This window comes from Arthrobacter sp. 05T444, assembly GCF_056395905.1.
Genome location: NZ_JBFTKK010000011.1, coordinates 59,655 through 76,468, shown reverse-complemented (window position 1 = coordinate 76,468; position 16,814 = coordinate 59,655). Strand labels below are relative to the sequence as shown.

Annotated in this window: 18 protein-coding genes and 1 pseudogene; 9 read left to right on the top strand and 10 right to left on the bottom strand. The window is 65.6% G+C overall.

Annotation, left to right across the window (positions count from 1 at the left end):
• From AC1DD3_RS12420 to AC1DD3_RS12400, 5 genes are all read left to right on the top strand, one after another.
• On the top strand, nt 1–1,518 hold the full coding sequence (locus AC1DD3_RS12420) for a mannitol dehydrogenase family protein (protein ID WP_230117254.1): 1,518 nt from the start codon (nt 1–3) through the stop codon (nt 1,516–1,518).
• Nucleotides 1,515–2,567: an alcohol dehydrogenase catalytic domain-containing protein gene (locus AC1DD3_RS12415; RefSeq protein WP_476881809.1), complete on the top strand. Its 1,053-nt coding sequence runs from the start codon at nt 1,515–1,517 to the stop codon at nt 2,565–2,567. The genes AC1DD3_RS12420 and AC1DD3_RS12415 overlap by 4 nt, the downstream gene beginning before the upstream one ends.
• A gap of 101 nt (nt 2,568–2,668) precedes the next feature.
• On the top strand, nt 2,669–4,057 hold the full coding sequence (locus AC1DD3_RS12410) for an MFS transporter (RefSeq protein WP_476881808.1): 1,389 nt from the start codon (nt 2,669–2,671) through the stop codon (nt 4,055–4,057).
• A gap of 97 nt (nt 4,058–4,154) precedes the next feature.
• Nucleotides 4,155–4,841, top strand: coding sequence for a bifunctional 4-hydroxy-2-oxoglutarate aldolase/2-dehydro-3-deoxy-phosphogluconate aldolase (locus tag AC1DD3_RS12405; protein WP_476881807.1), 687 nt, complete (start codon nt 4,155–4,157; stop codon nt 4,839–4,841).
• Complete coding sequence (locus tag AC1DD3_RS12400) at nt 4,838–5,794, top strand: sugar kinase (RefSeq protein ID WP_476881806.1); 957 nt, start codon at nt 4,838–4,840, stop codon at nt 5,792–5,794. Before AC1DD3_RS12405 ends, AC1DD3_RS12400 begins: the two co-directional genes overlap by 4 nt.
• A gap of 18 nt (nt 5,795–5,812) precedes the next feature.
• Here AC1DD3_RS12400 and AC1DD3_RS12395 read toward each other — a convergent pair whose 3' ends face one another.
• Nucleotides 5,813–6,541, bottom strand: a complete 729-nt coding sequence (locus AC1DD3_RS12395) for a hypothetical protein (protein WP_476881805.1) — start codon at nt 6,539–6,541, stop codon at nt 5,813–5,815.
• Nucleotides 6,542–6,755: 214 nt separating this feature from the next.
• On the opposite strand from AC1DD3_RS12395, the gene AC1DD3_RS12390 reads away from it, so the two are divergent.
• The 4 genes from AC1DD3_RS12390 (at nt 6,756) to AC1DD3_RS12375 (ending at nt 7,940) form a co-directional block, all read left to right on the top strand.
• Complete coding sequence (locus tag AC1DD3_RS12390; RefSeq protein ID WP_230117260.1) at nt 6,756–7,343, top strand: hypothetical protein; 588 nt, start codon at nt 6,756–6,758, stop codon at nt 7,341–7,343.
• 42 nt (nt 7,344–7,385) lie between these two features.
• Nucleotides 7,386–7,538 (top strand): hypothetical protein, encoded by a 153-nt coding sequence (locus tag AC1DD3_RS12385; RefSeq protein ID WP_476881804.1) that lies wholly within the window; start codon nt 7,386–7,388, stop codon nt 7,536–7,538.
• A complete protein-coding gene (locus AC1DD3_RS12380) occupies nt 7,495–7,635 on the top strand; it encodes a hypothetical protein (protein ID WP_476881803.1) in 141 nt (46 codons plus the stop codon). Before AC1DD3_RS12385 ends, AC1DD3_RS12380 begins: the two co-directional genes overlap by 44 nt.
• Before the next feature lie 140 nt (nt 7,636–7,775).
• Entirely contained in the window at nt 7,776–7,940 is a 165-nt protein-coding gene (locus AC1DD3_RS12375; protein ID WP_230117261.1) for a hypothetical protein, read from the top strand.
• A gap of 69 nt (nt 7,941–8,009) precedes the next feature.
• Here AC1DD3_RS12375 and AC1DD3_RS12370 read toward each other — a convergent pair whose 3' ends face one another.
• The 9 genes and pseudogenes from AC1DD3_RS12370 to AC1DD3_RS12330 all read right to left on the bottom strand — a co-directional run bounded on the left by AC1DD3_RS12370 (nt 8,010) and on the right by AC1DD3_RS12330 (nt 16,547).
• Complete coding sequence (locus AC1DD3_RS12370) at nt 8,010–8,381, bottom strand: VOC family protein (protein ID WP_476881802.1); 372 nt, start codon at nt 8,379–8,381, stop codon at nt 8,010–8,012.
• Nucleotides 8,382–8,484: 103 nt separating this feature from the next.
• Entirely contained in the window at nt 8,485–8,916 is a 432-nt protein-coding gene (locus AC1DD3_RS12365) for a YybH family protein (RefSeq protein WP_230117263.1), read from the bottom strand.
• Between the two features lie 83 nt (nt 8,917–8,999).
• Nucleotides 9,000–10,079, bottom strand: coding sequence for a LacI family DNA-binding transcriptional regulator (locus tag AC1DD3_RS12360; RefSeq protein ID WP_476881801.1), 1,080 nt, complete (start codon nt 10,077–10,079; stop codon nt 9,000–9,002).
• 154 nt (nt 10,080–10,233) lie between these two features.
• A pseudogene (locus tag AC1DD3_RS12355) lies at nt 10,234–10,881 on the bottom strand (mannitol dehydrogenase family protein); the annotation flags it as partial.
• Nucleotides 10,882–10,984: 103 nt separating this feature from the next.
• Entirely contained in the window at nt 10,985–11,986 is a 1,002-nt protein-coding gene (locus tag AC1DD3_RS12350; RefSeq protein WP_476881800.1) for a carbohydrate kinase family protein, read from the bottom strand.
• Nucleotides 11,987–12,113: 127 nt separating this feature from the next.
• On the bottom strand, nt 12,114–13,172 hold the full coding sequence (locus AC1DD3_RS12345; RefSeq protein WP_230117265.1) for an NAD(P)-dependent alcohol dehydrogenase: 1,059 nt from the start codon (nt 13,170–13,172) through the stop codon (nt 12,114–12,116).
• 39 nt (nt 13,173–13,211) lie between these two features.
• Complete coding sequence (locus AC1DD3_RS12340) at nt 13,212–14,153, bottom strand: carbohydrate ABC transporter permease (protein WP_476881799.1); 942 nt, start codon at nt 14,151–14,153, stop codon at nt 13,212–13,214.
• Nucleotides 14,150–15,118 (bottom strand): carbohydrate ABC transporter permease, encoded by a 969-nt coding sequence (locus tag AC1DD3_RS12335; protein WP_476881798.1) that lies wholly within the window; start codon nt 15,116–15,118, stop codon nt 14,150–14,152. The genes AC1DD3_RS12340 and AC1DD3_RS12335 overlap by 4 nt, the downstream gene beginning before the upstream one ends.
• Before the next feature lie 79 nt (nt 15,119–15,197).
• Entirely contained in the window at nt 15,198–16,547 is a 1,350-nt protein-coding gene (locus tag AC1DD3_RS12330; protein ID WP_476881797.1) for an ABC transporter substrate-binding protein, read from the bottom strand.
• Nucleotides 16,548–16,814 lie beyond the last annotated feature (267 nt).

The following is a 16,814-nucleotide window of genomic DNA, read 5'->3' as shown; positions in this document are numbered from 1 at the left end:
GTGGCTTCCTCGTCAACGCCCCCGCTGTCCGCCAAAACGCCCGGCATTCTGCGGCGTGCTGCCACTCCCGCACCCGGGATCGTGCATCTGGGGCTCGGCAACTTCCACCGTGCCCACCAGGCCGTATACACCGACGCAGCCATCACCTCGAGGGGAGGCGACTGGGGCATCATCGGAGTCTCCAGCCGTTCCTCCGCCCTACCGGACGCCATGCACGCCCAGGACATGCTCTACACAGTGGTGGAGATCTCGCCCGAAGGCTCCACGTTCAGCGTCCCACAGGTCCACACGGACGCGTTCGTCGCAGCCCGCAACCCGGACCGTGTCATCGCCGCCATCGGGGATGCCGCCACCCGCATCGTTTCACTGACGGTGACGGAAAACGGCTACAACTACACTCCCGCCACCGGGTCGCTTAACCTGCAGGACCCGGCCGTTCAGCATGACCTCGCCAACTGCATCTCTCCGGGGACGCCCATCGGCCAGATCGTCCGCGGGCTGCAGCGCCGCGCCCGCACACACGCCGAGCCTGTCACCGTCCTCAGCTGCGACAACCTTGCCGACAACGGCCACCATACGCAGCGTCTCGTCCGCGAATTCGCGTCCATGCTGCCTGCGGCGGAGGCCGCCGAAACCCTCGCCTGGATCGACTCCCACGTCAGCTTCCCGTCATCCATGGTGGACAGGATCGTGCCGGCCACCACCGATCAGTACCGCATGCTCGTGGCCGAACAGCGCGGCTACGCCGACCTCATCCCGGTCCCGGCCGAACCCTTCACCATGTGGATCGTGGAGGACAACTTCATCGCCGGCCGTCCCGCCTGGGAAGCGGGCGGCGCCGTCTTCTCCAGCGATGTGGCCAGCTACGAACAGCTCAAGGTCCGACTGCTGAATGGCACCCATTCCCTCATCGCGTACCTCGGTGCCCTGTCCGGTGCCGCCACCATTCCGGAGTCCGTCACTCAAACCCACATTGAACTGGCCGCCCGTTCCGTTCTTAAAAACGAATACCTCCCCAGCGTTTCAGTACCGGCCGGGGTGGACGTAGATGCCTACGAGGAACAGCTGTTCTCCCGCTGGCGGAACACGGCCCTGGGCCACCGCACCAGCCAGGTGGGCTCAGACGGATCCGTCAAGCTCCGCCAGCGGATCCCGCTCCCGGCACTGCAAATGCTCGACGACGGGCGTATTCCGCAACTCCTGGCACTCACCACGGCAGCCTACCTGTCATGCATCGCACCGCTGGGCGGCTTCAACCCCGGTACGCACGCGGAAGCCATGGAGGATCCGGCACGCCCACTTCTGGCCGGACTCGCTGCCCGCTCCCGCTCCGGCCGGGAGCTCGCCGGGATGGTCCTCGGGGACCACCACCTCCTCGGGGAAGAACTGGCCCAACGTACCGACTTCATCGAACGCACAGGTCAGCTGATCGACATCATCCACTCCTCCGGACCGCTCGCCGCCATTGCCGACGCCAGCGATCCATCCCCCCACGCAGCCATCGGGAGCACCCAATGACCACCCAGACCCTCAACACCAGCCACGCCGCCGGCTTGCCTGCCGGCACCGAAGCAGCTGTGCTGCACGGGGCCCGCGACCTGCGGATCGAGCACAGACCCCTGAAGTCGCTCGGCGCCAACGACGTCCTGGTCGAGATGCGCTCCGGCGGCATCTGCGGCTCAGACATGCACTACTACGCCGACGGGCGCAACGGCACCAATGAACTCCGCCAGCCGACGGTCCTGGGTCATGAAGGCGCAGGCGTAGTCATCGCGGCAGGAACGGCCGCAAGCATCGCCGCGGGCACCGCCGTCGTCATTGAACCGGCCCTTCCCTGCCGGACGTGCCCCACCTGTCTCTCGGGCCGGTACAACCTCTGCCCGGCCGGCACGTGCTTCGGCTCGCCGCCCACGGACGGGCTCTTTGCCCGCCACGTGGTTGTGCCCGAAGCCGCCCTGCACGAACTGCCCGGCTCCATCCCCGCAGAAATCGGGGCCGCCATCGAGCCGCTCGCCGTTGCCGTGTGGGCGGTCCAGCGGGCCCAGGTTCAAGCCGGCCACCGGGTGCTGATCACGGGAGCCGGTCCCATCGGGCTGATGGTTGCCCAGGTCGCGGCGGCCAGAGGCGCTTCGGAGATCGTGGTGACGGACGTCAACGACGACCGACTGGCCGCAGCCGCGAAGTTCGGGGCCACGCGCACGGTGAACACCGTGGCAACCCCACTGGACCTGAAAGGCATGGACCGACTGATCGAGTGCTCCGGCAACGCCCACGCCCTTCACGACGGTATCCTGACACTGGCGCCGGCAGCCCGGGCCACAGTCGTCGGACAGGCCCGCCCCACGGTGGACGGCATACCGCTCGGGTTCCTCCAGCGCTACGAAATCGATCTGGTGACTGCCTTCCGCTACGCCAACGCTTTCCCTGCCGCGATCGCGCTCGCCTCCGCCGGCACGGTGGACCTCCGGTCCATCATCACCGGCAAATATCCCCTCGCGGCGGCAGCGGAAGCCCTGACGGCCCCGGTCACCGACCCCACGAACCTCAAAATCATCATCACTTACTGAGCTCACCAGCACGAGTCCCGCTGGTTGAGCCTGTCGAAACCAAGAAACCGCATCTCGCCAGGCTCGATCACCGCAGGACATCCATTCAAAGGAGTATGGAAATGACCACAGGAAATCCCCAACCCTCTACAATCGATCAGAGGAAGGTGCGCAAGGCGGCTCTGGCAGGCCTGATCGGCACCACCCTTGAGCTCTACGACTTCGTCATCTACGGCACGGCCTCAGCGCTGGTCTTCAGCAAGCTGTTCTTCCCGAACATTTCGCCCGCGGCCGCCCTGCTCGCCAGCTTCAGCACGTTCGCCGTCGGCTTCCTGTTCCGGCCGCTCGGCGGGATCTTCTTCTCCCACTTCGGAGACCGGCTGGGCCGCAAATGGATTCTTGTGGTCACCCTGCTGCTGATGGGCGGAGCAACCCTGGTGATCGGCCTTCTGCCGACCTTCGAGCAGGTTGGCATCCTCGCACCCATCCTGCTGTGCGTCTGCCGCGCAGCCCAAGGCTTCGGGGCAGGCGCGGAGCAGTCCGGCGGTGCCACACTGCTGACCGAATCAGCAACAGCGGGAACCCGTGGAAAGCTCGCCTCCCTCATCATGGTCGGCGCTGCCGCCGGCACAGCGTTGGGCGCCCTTGTCTGGATCGCAGCCCAGGCGCTGGCCCCCAACGACATGATGACGTGGGGATGGCGTCTCGTCTTCCTTTCGAGCATCTTCGTGACCATCGCAGCCCTCGTCATCCGGCGCAAGCTGGACGAATCCCCTGTCTTCAAGGAAATCAAGCAGCAGCAGACAGAACCGCCCGCACCGCTCAAGGAGGTCATGAAGAACGGCAAGGCGAACGTCCTGCGCGTCATTCTCATGAACTTCGGCGTCAGCACCCAGTCGTACACGATCCAGGTCTTCATGGCGTCCTACCTGATCACCGTGGTGGGAACGGATCCCAAATTCATCCCACAGGTCCTTCTCATCGGGTCACTCTGCGGAGGCTGCGCCGCCGTGGCCTTCGGCATGCTTTCAGACAAGATCGGGCGCCGCCGCGTGGTTTCCATCATCACCGGGGCGCTCATCCTCTTCCCGGCCCCGGCCTTTATGCTTCTCACCACCGGCTCGCCGGTCGCGATCATGCTGGTGATGATCATCGGCTTCATGCTGGCCTGCCAGGGAGTGGTGGGCGTCCACATGAGCTACTTCCCGGAGATCTTCGGCAGCCGCTACCGCTACGCAGGCGTCACGCTGGGTCGTGAGTTCTCGTCGATCATCGGCGGCGGCATCGCCCCCATGGTCTGCGCCGGCCTCCTCGCGGTCTTCAGCAACTCATGGGTTCCGGTGGCCATCTACATGTCCCTGGTCATGGCGGTCAGCTTTATTGCCACCAGGCTCTCCCCCGAGACCCTCAACCGCGACCTGACGGACCCCAACGACGCCGGCCGTGACGGCCTCACCGCCCCGGCGACCGCCGTCGTGGCTGACTTAGCCGTCACCCGGACCGCCAAGTAGCACCACCACAAGATCCCGACGGCGGCACCAGCCGCCGTCGGGCAGGCCTTCAGCCCGCCACTGCAAAAGTCAGCCGACCACAGCAAAAGGAATTCCCATGCAGCGCCCCGACGATCAAGGCATCCTCACCCGCCCGGCCCCGTCCACCATCCTCAGCGACACCCGCGTGGTGGCCGTACTGCGGGCCCGTCACGCCTCCGATTACGCCCCTGTCATCGAGGCGCTGCAGCGCGGCGGCGTCCTCAGCATCGAGCTGACGCTGAGCACCCCGGGAGTATGGGCTGAACTTCCCCGCCTTCAGGAGCGGTTCGGCGAAAGGTTGGAGATCGGTGTGGGGACAGTGACCGAAGCAACGGACGCAGAAACGGCCCTGGACCTGGGCGCCGCCTACATCGTCACGCCAGTCACCGATCCCGATGTCATCGCAGCATGCGTCCGACGCAGTGTCCCCGTGTATCCCGGAGGCCTGACTCCGACGGAACTGCACGCCGGCTGGAAGCTGGGCGCCACCGCCGTCAAGGTCTTCCCTGCCTCCACGGTAGGCCCCGGCTACGTCTCCCAACTGTGCGGGCCATTCCCCGACATCCAGGTGATTCCCTCCGGCGGCGTGAATATCGAGGACGTTCCGGGTTGGATCAAGGCAGGAGCCCTCGCCGTCAGCCTCGGCGGCCCCCTCCTCGGAGACGCCTTCCAGGGAGGGGACCTCCAGGAGCTCACAGCGAGGGCGCGGCGCGTGCGTGACCTCGTCGCGCAGACCGCAGAGCTGATGGGTGTGAACCCATGAGCGCCATCCCGGCACCGTACGTGCTCACCTTCGGCGAAACGATGGCCCTGATGCGCGCTGAGCAGGTCGGCCCGCTGGCCCACGCGTCAACCATGAGCCTGGGCATCGGAGGCTCTGAATCCAACGTGGCGATCGGTCTTCAACGCCTCGGCGTACAGAGTGTGTGGTGCGGACGCGTGGGGGCGGACTCGCTCGGCCAGCTCGTTGAGCGCGAAATCCGCGCGGAAGGCGTCGACGTCCGCGTCGCCGTCGACCCTTCCGCCCCTACGGGCCTGATGATCAAGGAACGCCGAACCCCCGCCACACAGCGCGTCAGTTACTACCGCGCCGGCAGCGCCGGATCCCGGATCACGCCGGAGGACATCGACGCAGAGCTTATTTCCGGCGCCAGCCTGCTGCATGTCAGCGGAATCACGCCGGCCCTTTCCGGGCAAGCCGAAGCAACCCTCAGATACGCCATCTTGGCGGCACGCGCCGCGGGCGTGCCGGTGTCCTTTGACCTCAACTTCCGCGGCAACCTTTGGTCACCCGAAGGTGCCAGCAGCGTCTTTCGGGACATCATTCCGCTCGCAGACATCGTCTTCGCAGGAGACGACGAAGCAGCGATAGCGGTCGGCGCCGCCGAGCCGGAGGAACTGGCCCGGCGGATAGCCGCACTCGGGCCCAGCCAGGCTGTCATCAAACTCGGTGCGGAAGGAGCCCTTGCGCTGATCAACGGCCGAGTGTACCGACAGGCGGCAGTCACCGTCGCGGTGGTGGACACCGTCGGCGCCGGCGATGCATTCGTCGCCGGCTACCTGGCCGAACTCATCGGAGACCGCGGCCCCGAGGACAGGCTTCAAACCGCAGCAGCAACCGGCGCCTTTGCCTGCCTTGTGCCCGGGGACTGGGAAGGCTTCCCGCGCCGCAGCGAACTCATGTTGCTCGACGCCAAGGAACCCGTCTCCCGCTAGCATCCCTGGCGGACAGGACTACCGCCTGACGACGACGTCATCGATGTAGCTGTCTCCCATCTGGCGGGGATGCTCGGCTCCGAATTGAACCTTGCTCAGGCTAGTGGCACCGAAGCCCACGTTCTTGGAAAACACGGAGGCGCCGTCAAACAGGACCTGGATCGAGGACTTGGCGCCATTCGTCCTGACCTGCATCTGGACGCGGTGCCATGTGTTCAGCGGGACGATTGAGGGCTTGAGATTCGTGTACGAAAACGTCCCGTTGGGATTCGTGACCCTCAGCCACAGCTGTCCGGTGCCGTTGTCGCGGAACACATCCGCAATCCGGGTAGCCCCGGAGAAGAACCGCACATAGGGCACGTTGTTCCCCCGAAGGCCGGCTGTGGTGATGTTGACCCACGCGTCTGCGCTGGCCCTCTTGGTTCCCGAGGGCAGCGCCAAGCCGATGTTGGCCACAGATCCGATATCCGCTGTCGCGCGGAGTCTGGCCGAACACGTTCCGGAGTGGGCCTTCGGGCTGGCAACACTCACCGATCCGTTGCCCGACCTCGTGGCGATGAACGGGGAGAGGGTGTTGCCCTCGAAGTTGGTGGCAGTCAATATCTTGCCCGACGATGTGCTGGTGGGGGCAGCCGTTCCCGGGCGGCAGGTGGCCGCAACAGCGGCGTGTGCTGAACCGAAGATCAGGCTGCCCGACATCAGCAGCCCGAGGCTTCCGACCGCCCCCAGTTTCCGTAGATTGCTCATGGCACATCCTCACTGTGTTGATCCGGCAGTTCCACTCGGGCTAATGCTTGATCCGTGAGCTTGGAAAAACCTTGGAGTTTCCTTGGGACACCCCCCTCTCCGTGTCCCCCAATTCGGGGGGTGAACACCTGCCGGCGGCCTCTCCACAGGCCCATGAACGCAGAGGATAATTGCGCCGAGAGACAACGGCCAGCACGGACACCAGGGGGCCCGGATGCATACAGTCCCGCGTATCACGGTGGAGGTCCCGGTTCTCAGCATCGGCTCCGGCCCCTCCGACTATGAGCAACTGGGCAGCTACGTCGAGGGGCTGCGGAGGCAGCAGGGGCTGCACCTGACCCTGCTTCACCTCGGTGTCCTGGAGGACTTTTCCCTGGACGTCGCGGAGTGGACAAAAGACGTCACCAGTTCCGCGGACGCCAGCCGCCGGACGGTTGACTGGTTGCAGGGGCTACCGACCCTGGGGGGCTTCTCCGGAAGCGCCGAACAGCTGATCGTGCTCGGCGGCGGAAGCGTGTGTGGACTTGAGGTGGACGTGCCCGAGAGGGTACGTGACTATCAGGTCTCCCTCGTGCAGGCACTGCACGAACTGCTGGACGAGCTGCTCGTGGACAATGTTGATGACTTTATCCTTGGCTCACGCGCCCTTGGCTTCAGGTACCCCCGTTGGACACCCCATATTGCCGTGGGCCGCCCACGGACCCGGCGCGGCGGCTCTTGGGAAATTGCACCGCTGGCGGTCGAATTCGGCGAATCACGGATAAGGAACCGCCGGTTCCTGCCGTCCGCGGGGGCCGGGTAGGGCGGCCTTCCACGGGATGAGGCCTCCGCCTACGCTGGTGGTATGCCCAGACTCAGCGTCAACGGCGTGGATCTCTACTACTGGGAGCAGGGCGAAGGAATCCCCGTCCTGGGCGTTCATGGGACGCCCGATTCGGCCGTGACGTGGACGGATGCCGCCATGGAACTCGCCCGGCGGCCGGTGCATCATCTATGACCGCCGGGGCTTCCACCGCAGCGCCCCGCCGGTGCCGTTCGAGACACTGGACCTGGTGGACCACGTCGACGACGCCGCGGCCGCCCTGGCCGGGTAGCACGCCGGGCCGGCCGTGGTGATCGGGCGCCGCGCGGACGGTCTTATCGCCATCGAACTTGCCTGCCGGTTCCCCGACAAGGTTAAGGCACTGGTCCTCTTGGAGCCGGCCCTGTTCACCATCGATCCGGATGCTGAGGCGTGGGCCCGCGGCCTTCGGCTCAGGGTGCCGGAGCGATCGGCCGGTCAGCCCGGACTGCTCCCGGAGACGGTATTCCGGCCAGCGGCCGCCTCATCAACCCCGCCCATCCGGCGGTCCTGGACTTCGTGGACCGCATTGCCGCCCGCGCCGACACCTGGGCCTAGCCGGGACGTTCGCTCGGCGAACCGGGCCGGACGGGAAATTGCCCACGGGCCTCGCCCCTATCTCTGGTCCTATGCTTGGCGGAGCCCTAGGGTGTTGCCGTCGGGATCGCGGAACCATGCACCACGGGCGGGACCGAGCTGGGCGATGTGGCCGGTTGTGGCAAGCGGCCCTTCAGCGTAGTCCAGGAACTCGACACCCTTGGCAACCAGGTCCTGGATCACGGCCTCGATATCGTCCACTTCGAAGTGGGCAAGCGTATGCTCCGTCGTGACGGGCGGGCGCCTGAACACGGAAATCTCGCTGGCGGTCCCGCAGCGGTACCGGACGGCGACGGTGGTCTCCCACAGGAATGTGAGGCCGAGGGTATCGCCATAGAACTTCTTCGCACGCTCGAGGTCCGTGACCGGGACCGTTGCTACCACCATGGTTGCCGTGATCATTCACTGCCTCCTCGTGCAGGCCCGAACCATGGGTGCGGCCGCTCTGTGTTGTGTCGAAACTGTCCGGATGCTACCCCGAATCCCGTCCTGCTCCCCAGACAATCTACGTCTGTACGATGGACTCGATCGGCTTCGGGGAAGTTATTGGATCGGCATGGCGGTGGAGAATCTTCCATTTTCCCTCTTCCAATCGGAAGATCGTCGTCACCCGAAGTGATATCGGCGACGGCTCGGCGGCTCCGCCGACCTTCGCACGCGTTCGTTCGATCTCGAGGATGTAGGCCAGGTCTGTGCCAGTATGCCCGGAGATTCGCTCGAATCGGGTGGGCTCGCCCTCCGCGAGCTGGGACGACGCCCGCTCCATGGTGTTTTCGACCTGGCTCCAGCCCCGTGCAGGCGGCCCGAGGGGATTGGCGAGCGTGACATCATCCAGCCTGGAAAACAGCTGCTTGTTCGGCGCGGGGTCTCCCCTTACGAATGCATCAAGCGCTCGATGATATTGCTCCACGATCAGATCGAGATCGGACCCTGTCATTCGTTCCTCCAGCCTCGCTTGCGAGCGGACGCCTCCGTGTGGCTGCGGTGTTCGGCCATGGTCGCACCGTTCATCAGGGATGTCTACCGGTTCCGCTGGCGTTCGACGGCGGCCGCTTGCCCATGCGGGCTGAGTCGGCGGCCCTTCCGATGGGGGGCGTCAATCTTGGGCCACAACTCGCCGGAGCCACGTGCTATCAATGTTGTCGGCACGACATAGGTGTTCGGTTCGGCCCGGGAACCGTCGATTCGCGCGAACAGTCTTTCGGCCGCCATTTGTCCGATTCTTTCCGGGTCGGGGGCGACGACCGTAACACCGGGTTCCAGGATTTCCGTGAGGGCGAAGTCATCAAATCCGACGAGGGCGACCGAATTGTGGAGGCCGGCTTCGCGCAACGCCCTGATGGCGCCGATGGTTGAGGGACCGTGACTGGTGAAAATCGCCGTCGGTCGCGAGCCGGACAGCACCATTGTTGCGACCGCGTTCTGTGCAGTCTCCGCATCATCCAGGTCCTGGAGGACGGGTACATCGGTAGTAGGGACGCCCCAACGGCCGAGTTCCTCCATGAATCCCCGCTCTCGTTCGCGGGCGCTCCGAAACCCCAGGTGGTCCCCCGGGCCGCAGTACGCGATGCGACGGTGTCCGTGACCGAGGAGATGACGAGCGGCATGTGCGGCACCGGTGAAATCGCCCGAGATGACCGCGTCCGCGCCCACTCCACCGGATGCCCGGTCAACGAACACGAGCGGGGTGCGCCGGGCGGCGCCTTCGGCATGGTACGCGCAGCTCCCGCCGGCCGTCGTGAGGATCATCCCGTCGACACGGCGACGCTGTAAGGCCTGCATAATGGCGTGCTCCCGGATCGGGTCATCCCCGTGGCTGGACGCGAACACGGCGGTATCCCGTTCCCAGGCCTTCTGCTCAATGGCGCGGTGAATTGCGCTCGAGATCGGGTTGGCAACGCTTTCCACGACCAGCCCGATGGTGAGCGTCTTTCCGTTTGCCCGCTTGAGGTTGCCGGCGTTCAGGTCAGGCTGATAGTCCAGTCGCTCGATCGCTTCCCGGACGCGATGAACCGTCTCTTGGGAAACGTTGGGTTCGGCGTTCACGACCCTGGAGACCGTCTTGATTCCCACGCCTGCGAGAGCGGCGACGTGGCGCATCGTTGGACGCGACCGGCCCGAACCGGTGATGTGGGCTGTGTCGAGCATATAGTTTTCCGTTGCCTTCGTTGAGATCGGGGCTTCGTGCAGCCTGGGAACGGGATTTCAGGGATTCCAGGGCAGCCCGGGCACCGCCGCGGTGAAGGTCGTCCAAGGCCCAGCTGGCGACGATGGCCGCGGAGCGGCGGATTTCCCCGCCCTGTTCCAGGTTGATGCGGACGACGGGCAGCATCCATTGGAGGATCCGGTCCGAGCTTTCGGTGCAGAGTCGGGCCAGGGTGTCCCGGACGTGCTCGTGGGAGAACCGCTCGATGAGGGTGTGCTTAAAGCCTCTGGGTCGATGCCGGGCACGGGCTGGAGGGTGGGGTGGCTTCGTTGTCCATATAGTCGAGAAGGAACCCGGCGAACAGGGGGTCCTGGGCCACCTCGTGGGCGTAGCGGTAGCCGGCAAGGTAGCCGAAATAGCACATCCCCTGATGGCTGGCATTGAGCAGAGCTTCATCAACTCGTAGGGTTCAACGTCCTTCACGATCTGGACGCCGGCGGCTTCGAACGGAGGACGCCCGAGGCTGAAATGGTCTTCGAGCACCCACTGCTCGAACGGCTCGCACACCACCGGCCAGACGTCCTCGACCCCGAACTCCTCGGCTATGACGGCACGGTCCGTATCCGTGGTGACCGGGGTGATCCGGTGCACCATGCTGTTCGGAAAAGGCACGTTCTCCGCGACCCAGGCGCTAAGCTCCGCGTCCCTGAGCTTTGCAAAGGCGGTGAACATCTTCCGGGCCACATCTCCGACGCCGAAGTGGACGATCCCGGCGGTCAGCCCGGAGCGGTCGTAGCCCGGTGTGGCCAGGGAGGCGTGGGCCGTGGTTGCTGTGGTGCTGTTGAGGGTCCTCATGCTGTCAGCCCTCCTGGGCCGTTGACGGCACGGGCAACGGGCCGAGTTCCGCGGAGCGGGGCGGATTTGCACCTTGCCGGGAGCAGGTGATCGCCTCGGCGCGGTTGGCGTAAGCGGCGACGGTGTGCAGCTGTTCCGGCGTAAGCGATTGCAGCCGCTGCCTGCCGCCGGCGCCGAGCGCCTGAAGCTGGGCGAGTCCGAAGATGAGCCCGGCCATGAAGGAATCGCCGGCGCCCACGGTATCTGCCACGGTTATGGGTTCGGCTGCCATCTCCACCCGCCCCTGGCGGGCGAGGATGACCGGGCCGGAGGCTCCTCGCGTCAGGGCTACGATCGCGGGCCCGAGTTCGAGCCACGCTTCCAGGCTTTCGTCCGGTGTCCGGTCCGGGTAGAGCCAGCTCAGGTCTTCGTCGCTGGCTTTGACGATGTCGCTGGCAGCCACAAATTTTTCCGCCTGCCGGCGGGCAGCGGCCGCATTAGGGCTGATTGCGGGCCGGCAGTTGGGGTCGTAGCTGATGGTCGCGTGTTCACGGGCTGCCTCCGCGAGGACCAGGGTGGCCTGCTCCCCTGGCGGGAGCACGGTGGCGATCGATCCCGTGTGGACGTGGGTGGAACCTTCGACGGCGGCCAGAGCGGGCAGCGACGCCCCGTTGATTTCCCAGGTGATGGAGAAGGTGTAGTCGGCAGCACCGTCGGGGCCCAGTGTGGCGAGAGCCGTGGATGTCGGCGTAGTCCCACCGTTGATCACATCGACACCGTTGGACCGCAGATGTTCGCCGATCATGAGCCCGTAGCGGTCGTCGGCGTAATGGGTCACCAGACTCGTCTGCAGGCCCAGGCGGGCAGCCCCCACAGCCACATTGAAGGGGCTCCCGCCGGCGTGCGCCTGGCTTGCCGCCGGCCGGCGGGGGTCACTGATGATGTCGACGAGGGATTCGCCTATGACCGTCAGGACGGTGTTCCCGGCAGCCGGGATAGAGGCGGATGAGGTGTCATGTGATGGCATGGCTGCTTCCTTGCAGTGTTAATTCTTCGCTCAGGACCAGGGATGAGCCTGGCCGCCGTGGACTTTCCGGCCGCGATGCCGGCCAGCGGGGCCTTCCTGCCCGGCTGGCCGGCACCGATGACGCGTTTCAGCGGCCAGGGTAGACGACGGCTTTGAGCTGGCCGGGCTGCTTGCCCGCTTTGAGCGCCTCTTCGGATTCGGACAAGGCGAACTTGCCGGTGACGAGGATGTCCAGATCCACTGTGCCGTCGGCAATCAGCTGGATCGCCAAGGGCCAGGTGTTGGTGTAGCGGAAGACGCCGGAGAGCCAGATCTCCCGGTTCTGGATGTACGAAACGGGGAGTTCAACGTCGTCCGCCCCGAGCCCCACGAGGATGACCTTCCCGGCGGGTCCGACAGCCTTGATGCCGGAGCGGACGGCCTGCGGGGCGCCGGAGGCGTCGATGAAGGCATCGACGTCCAGGCCTTCGACCGTGTAGGTTTTGGCGTTAAGGGCGTGGGTGGCGCCGTGTTCCAGGGCGAAGGCCAGGCGGTCTTCGGCGACGTCGGTGATGTGGATTTCGGTGGCGCCGTAGGCGCGGGCGGCCTGGGCGGCGATGATGCCGATCGGGCCGGCGCCGGCGATCAGGACCCGGCTGCCGGGCTTGATGCCGGCCCGTTCGCAGGCCCAGAGTCCGACGGAGAGCGGTTCGATAAGGGCGGCTGCCTCATCGCTGACGCTGACCGGGATGTCGTAGGCGAAGTCGCTCTGGATGGTCACGTATTCGGCGAACGCGCCGTCGATCGGCGGGGTGGCGTAAAACTCGATGTCCGGGCAGAGGTTGTACCGGCCGGCCTTGCACTGCTTGCATGTCCGGCAGGGCCGCTGGGGTTCGACGGCGACCCGCTTGCCGATGCGGGCAGCGTCGACGGCGCTTCCGACGGCGGCGATCCGACCGGAGAGTTCGTGGCCGAGGATGAGCGGGTGGTCCACCACGTAATCGCCGATCCGGCCGTGCTCGTAGTAGTGCACGTCGCTGCCGCAGACGCCGACGGCGGCTACCTGGACCAGGACCTGATCGGCCTCCAGTTGCGGAACGGGCAAGGTTTCCATGGCCATGTCTCCCTGGCGCTTCAGGACGGAAGCGCGCATCGTGGCGGGCACGTCCGTGCTAGGGGTGACGGTCTGGGCGGTGGGTGTTGTCATCGAAGTAATCCTCTGCGAATCGAAAGTGGGGGTGGCCGGTTATTTGACGGCGCCGAGTGAGAGGCCCTGGACGAGTTTGTCCTGGGCGGCGAAGCCGGCGAAGAGTACCGGGAGGGAGATGACGACGGCGGCGGCGCAGACTTTGGCGAGGAACAGTCCCTGGCTGGAGACGAAGCCGGTGAGGAAGACCGGGGCGGTGCCGGCGATGACGCCGGTGAGGACGCGGGCCAGGAGCAGTTCGTTCCAGCTGAAGATGAAGCAGATCAGGGCGGTCGCGGCGATGCCGGGCATGGCCACGGGGGCGATGATCGTGCGGAGTATCAGCAGCAGGCCGGCGCCGTCGATCTCGGCGGCCTCGAGCATTTCCACCGGTACTTCGGCGAGGAAGGAGCGCATCATCCAGACCGCGATGGGCAGGTTCATCGAGGTGTACATCAGGACCAGGAACCAGATGTTGTCCAGGGCGCCGGTGCTTTTGGCGAACAGGTAGAGCGGCAGGATCGCGGCGACGACCGGCATCATCTTGGTGGAGAGGAAGAAGAACATCACGTCCGTCCACTTTTTCACCGGCCGGATCGAGAGGGCGTAGGCGGCCGGGATGGCCAGGACCAGGACCAGGACGGTGGAGAGGATCGAGGCGGTGGCGGAGTTGATCAGCGGCGGCCAGGGGCTCACGCCGGAGCTGGCGCCGAAGAACTCCTTGTACGCGTCCAGGGTGAGGTTGGCCGCGATCGAGGGCGGGTTGGTGGCGGCGTCGGTTTCGGAGTGGAAGGACGTCAGGATCATCCACAGGACCGGGGTGGCGAAGAGCAGCGCCAGCAGCCAGGCCGCGATGCCGGCGGCGGTGTTGTTCCGGGTCGGGTCCATCCGGGACTTGCCCCGGCCGGACTTTCCGAATCCGCGGCGGGTGCCGGTGGCGTTCGGGCCTGTTACAGGGCTGCGGGGTGTGCTTTGGGGTGTGGCGGGGGTGAGGGTGCTCATCGTGCTGCCTCCTTCTTGAAGAGCGAGAATACGGTGCGCAGGGCGAAGGTGGCCACGATGATGGTGCCGATGACCACCACGACGCCGGCGGCGGAGGCCAGGCCGTATTCGTTGGCGAAGTAGAACGTCTGGTAGATCGCGTAGGGCAGGTTCGCGGTGCCCAGGCCGCCGGAGGTGAGGGTGAAGACGGCGTCGAAGTTCTGCACGATGTAGATTGCGCCGAGCAGCCCGCCGAGTTCCAGGTACTGGCGCAGGTGCGGGAGGGTCAGGTGCCGGAAAATAGCCCAGGAGGTGGCGCCGTCCATCTGCGCGGCTTCGACGGTGTCCATCGGCCGGGACTGCAGCCCGGCGAGCAGGATCAGCATCATGAACGGGGTCCACTGCCAGACCAGGGAGACGATCACGGCGGCCAGCGGTGCCTGGGACAGGAGGTCCGGCTGCGGCGGGGTGTCGGAGCCGAACAGGGACCAGATCCAGGTCAGGGCGCCGTTGATCAGCCCGTACGTCGGGTTCAGCAGGGCGTGCTTCCAGATCAGGGCAGCGGCCACCGGGACCACCAGGAACGGGGCGATCAGCAGGGTCCGGGCCAGGCCGCGGCCGATGAACTTCTTATCCAGCAGCAGCGCCAGTCCGAGGCCGATGACCAGGCTGGCCAGGACCACCGAGACGGTCAGGAGGATGGTGGTGAAGATCGCCTGGCGCAGGTCCGCGTTGGTCAGGACCTGGAGGTAGTTTTCCAGGCCGGCGAATCCGGTCTGGTCCGGGCGGAGGCTGTTCCAGTTCAGGAACGAGATGACCAGCGTCACCACAAACGGCAGCTGGGTGACGATGATGAGGAAGATCAGGGCCGGCAGCAGCGGCGCACGCCGTGCCCAGGCCAGAGCGCGTTCACGTGATCTGGCGGTCTTGGATGGTTTGGGTGCGCTGTGCCCGGAACGGGGAAGGCGCGCTGTTGCGGTAGTCATGATGCTCTCCTGCGGTCCCGCGGCCCGCCCGTCAGGCGGGCCACGGAACCGGTTAGTGGATGATTACTTCGTGTACTGGTTACTTCTTGTACTTGTCGCCGATTTTTTGTGCGGCGTCCTGGCCCTTGGCCAGAGCGTCTGAGACACTGCCCTGGCCGGCGATGGCGGAGCTGACACCCTGGGAGACCGTGGTGCCCAGATCAGCGAATTCGGGGATCCCGACGAACTGGATGCCCACGACGGGGCGTTCCTGCACGCCGGGGTTCTTCGGGTCCGCGTTCTCAATCGCTGAGCGTTCGGCCTTGAAGAACGGGGCCGCCTTTTGGAACTCGGCGTTCTCGTAGGTGGAGATGCGCTTGCCGGATGGGACCTTCGCCCAGCCGAGCTTGGAGGCGACCAGTTCCTCGTACTTCTTCGAACTGGCCCAGGCGATGAACTTGCCGGCAGCGTCCTGCTTCTTCGACGCAGCCTGGACACCCCAGGACCAGGTCCACAGCCAGCCGGAGGACTTCGTGTTCTTCACCGGGGCCTGGGCGTAACCGATCTTGCCCTTCACCGGGGACGCGTCCGCTTCCAGGGCACCGGCGGCGGACGTCGCGTCGTACCACATGGCGACCTTGGACTGGCTCATGTTGTTCAGGCACTCGGTGAACCCGGCCTGCGCGGCCCCCGCCTCACCGTGCTCCCGCACCAGCTTCGTGTAAAACTCGGTCGCCGCGGTGAATTCGGGGGCGTTGACCTTCGCGTTCCAGTCCTTATCGAACCAGGTCCCGCCGAACGTGTTCACCACCGTGGTCAACGGCGCGAAGACCTGGCCCCAGCCCGGCTGCCCGCGCAGGCAGATGCCCTTCATCCCCGCAGCCGCACCGTCCGCCTTCGCCGCGAGGTCAGCAACCTGGTCCCACGTGGGCTTCTCGGGCATGGTCAGGCCCTTGGCGTCGAAGATGTCCTTGCGGTACATCAGGAAGGAAGACTCCCCGTAAAACGGCTCCCCGTACAGCTTGCCGTCCTTGCCCGTGAGGGAGGCGGTGTAGGCCGGAAGGATGTCGCCCTGGTTGAACTGGGCATCCTTCGCGACATTGTCCAGCGGCGCCAGCCAGTTGTTCGCGGAATAGAAGGGGATCTCGTAGTTCGAGAGGGACGCAACATCGTACTGGCCGGCTTGGCTGGAGAACTCCTGGCTGATCTTGGCCCGGACATCATTTTCCGGCAACGCCGTGTAGTTCACCTTGATGCCGGTGTCCTTGGTGAAGTTATCCGCCGTCAGCCGCTGCAGGTCCTCCATCTGCGGATTGTTCACCATCAGGACGTTAATGCTGTTCTGATCACCGGCAGCCGTGCCGCCACCGGCACCGGAGCAGGCCGAAGCGGACAGGACCAGGCAAACTGCTCCGGCGGCCAGTGAGGCAGCGCGCATTTTTGAGCGCATTAAGGACTCCTTTGTTCTTCATGGGGGTGCACAGTCACCACACTCCAACTGCTGTGTCGAAGGATCGGACTGGAGCGAGGCCTGGGACCGGGAATCCGATGTGCCGCGCTGATGTTCCTCAACATTAGGCTTGTGGGACAGGGCACAACTAGCGTCTTGGTTGCCACTTTCTGATACTAATTTTCCCAAGACGATGCTCGATGTAGGGGCTAACCTTGGGGAAGGCGCCCGTGGCGCTGTCCTTATTTCATAGAGTGAAGGCACGGG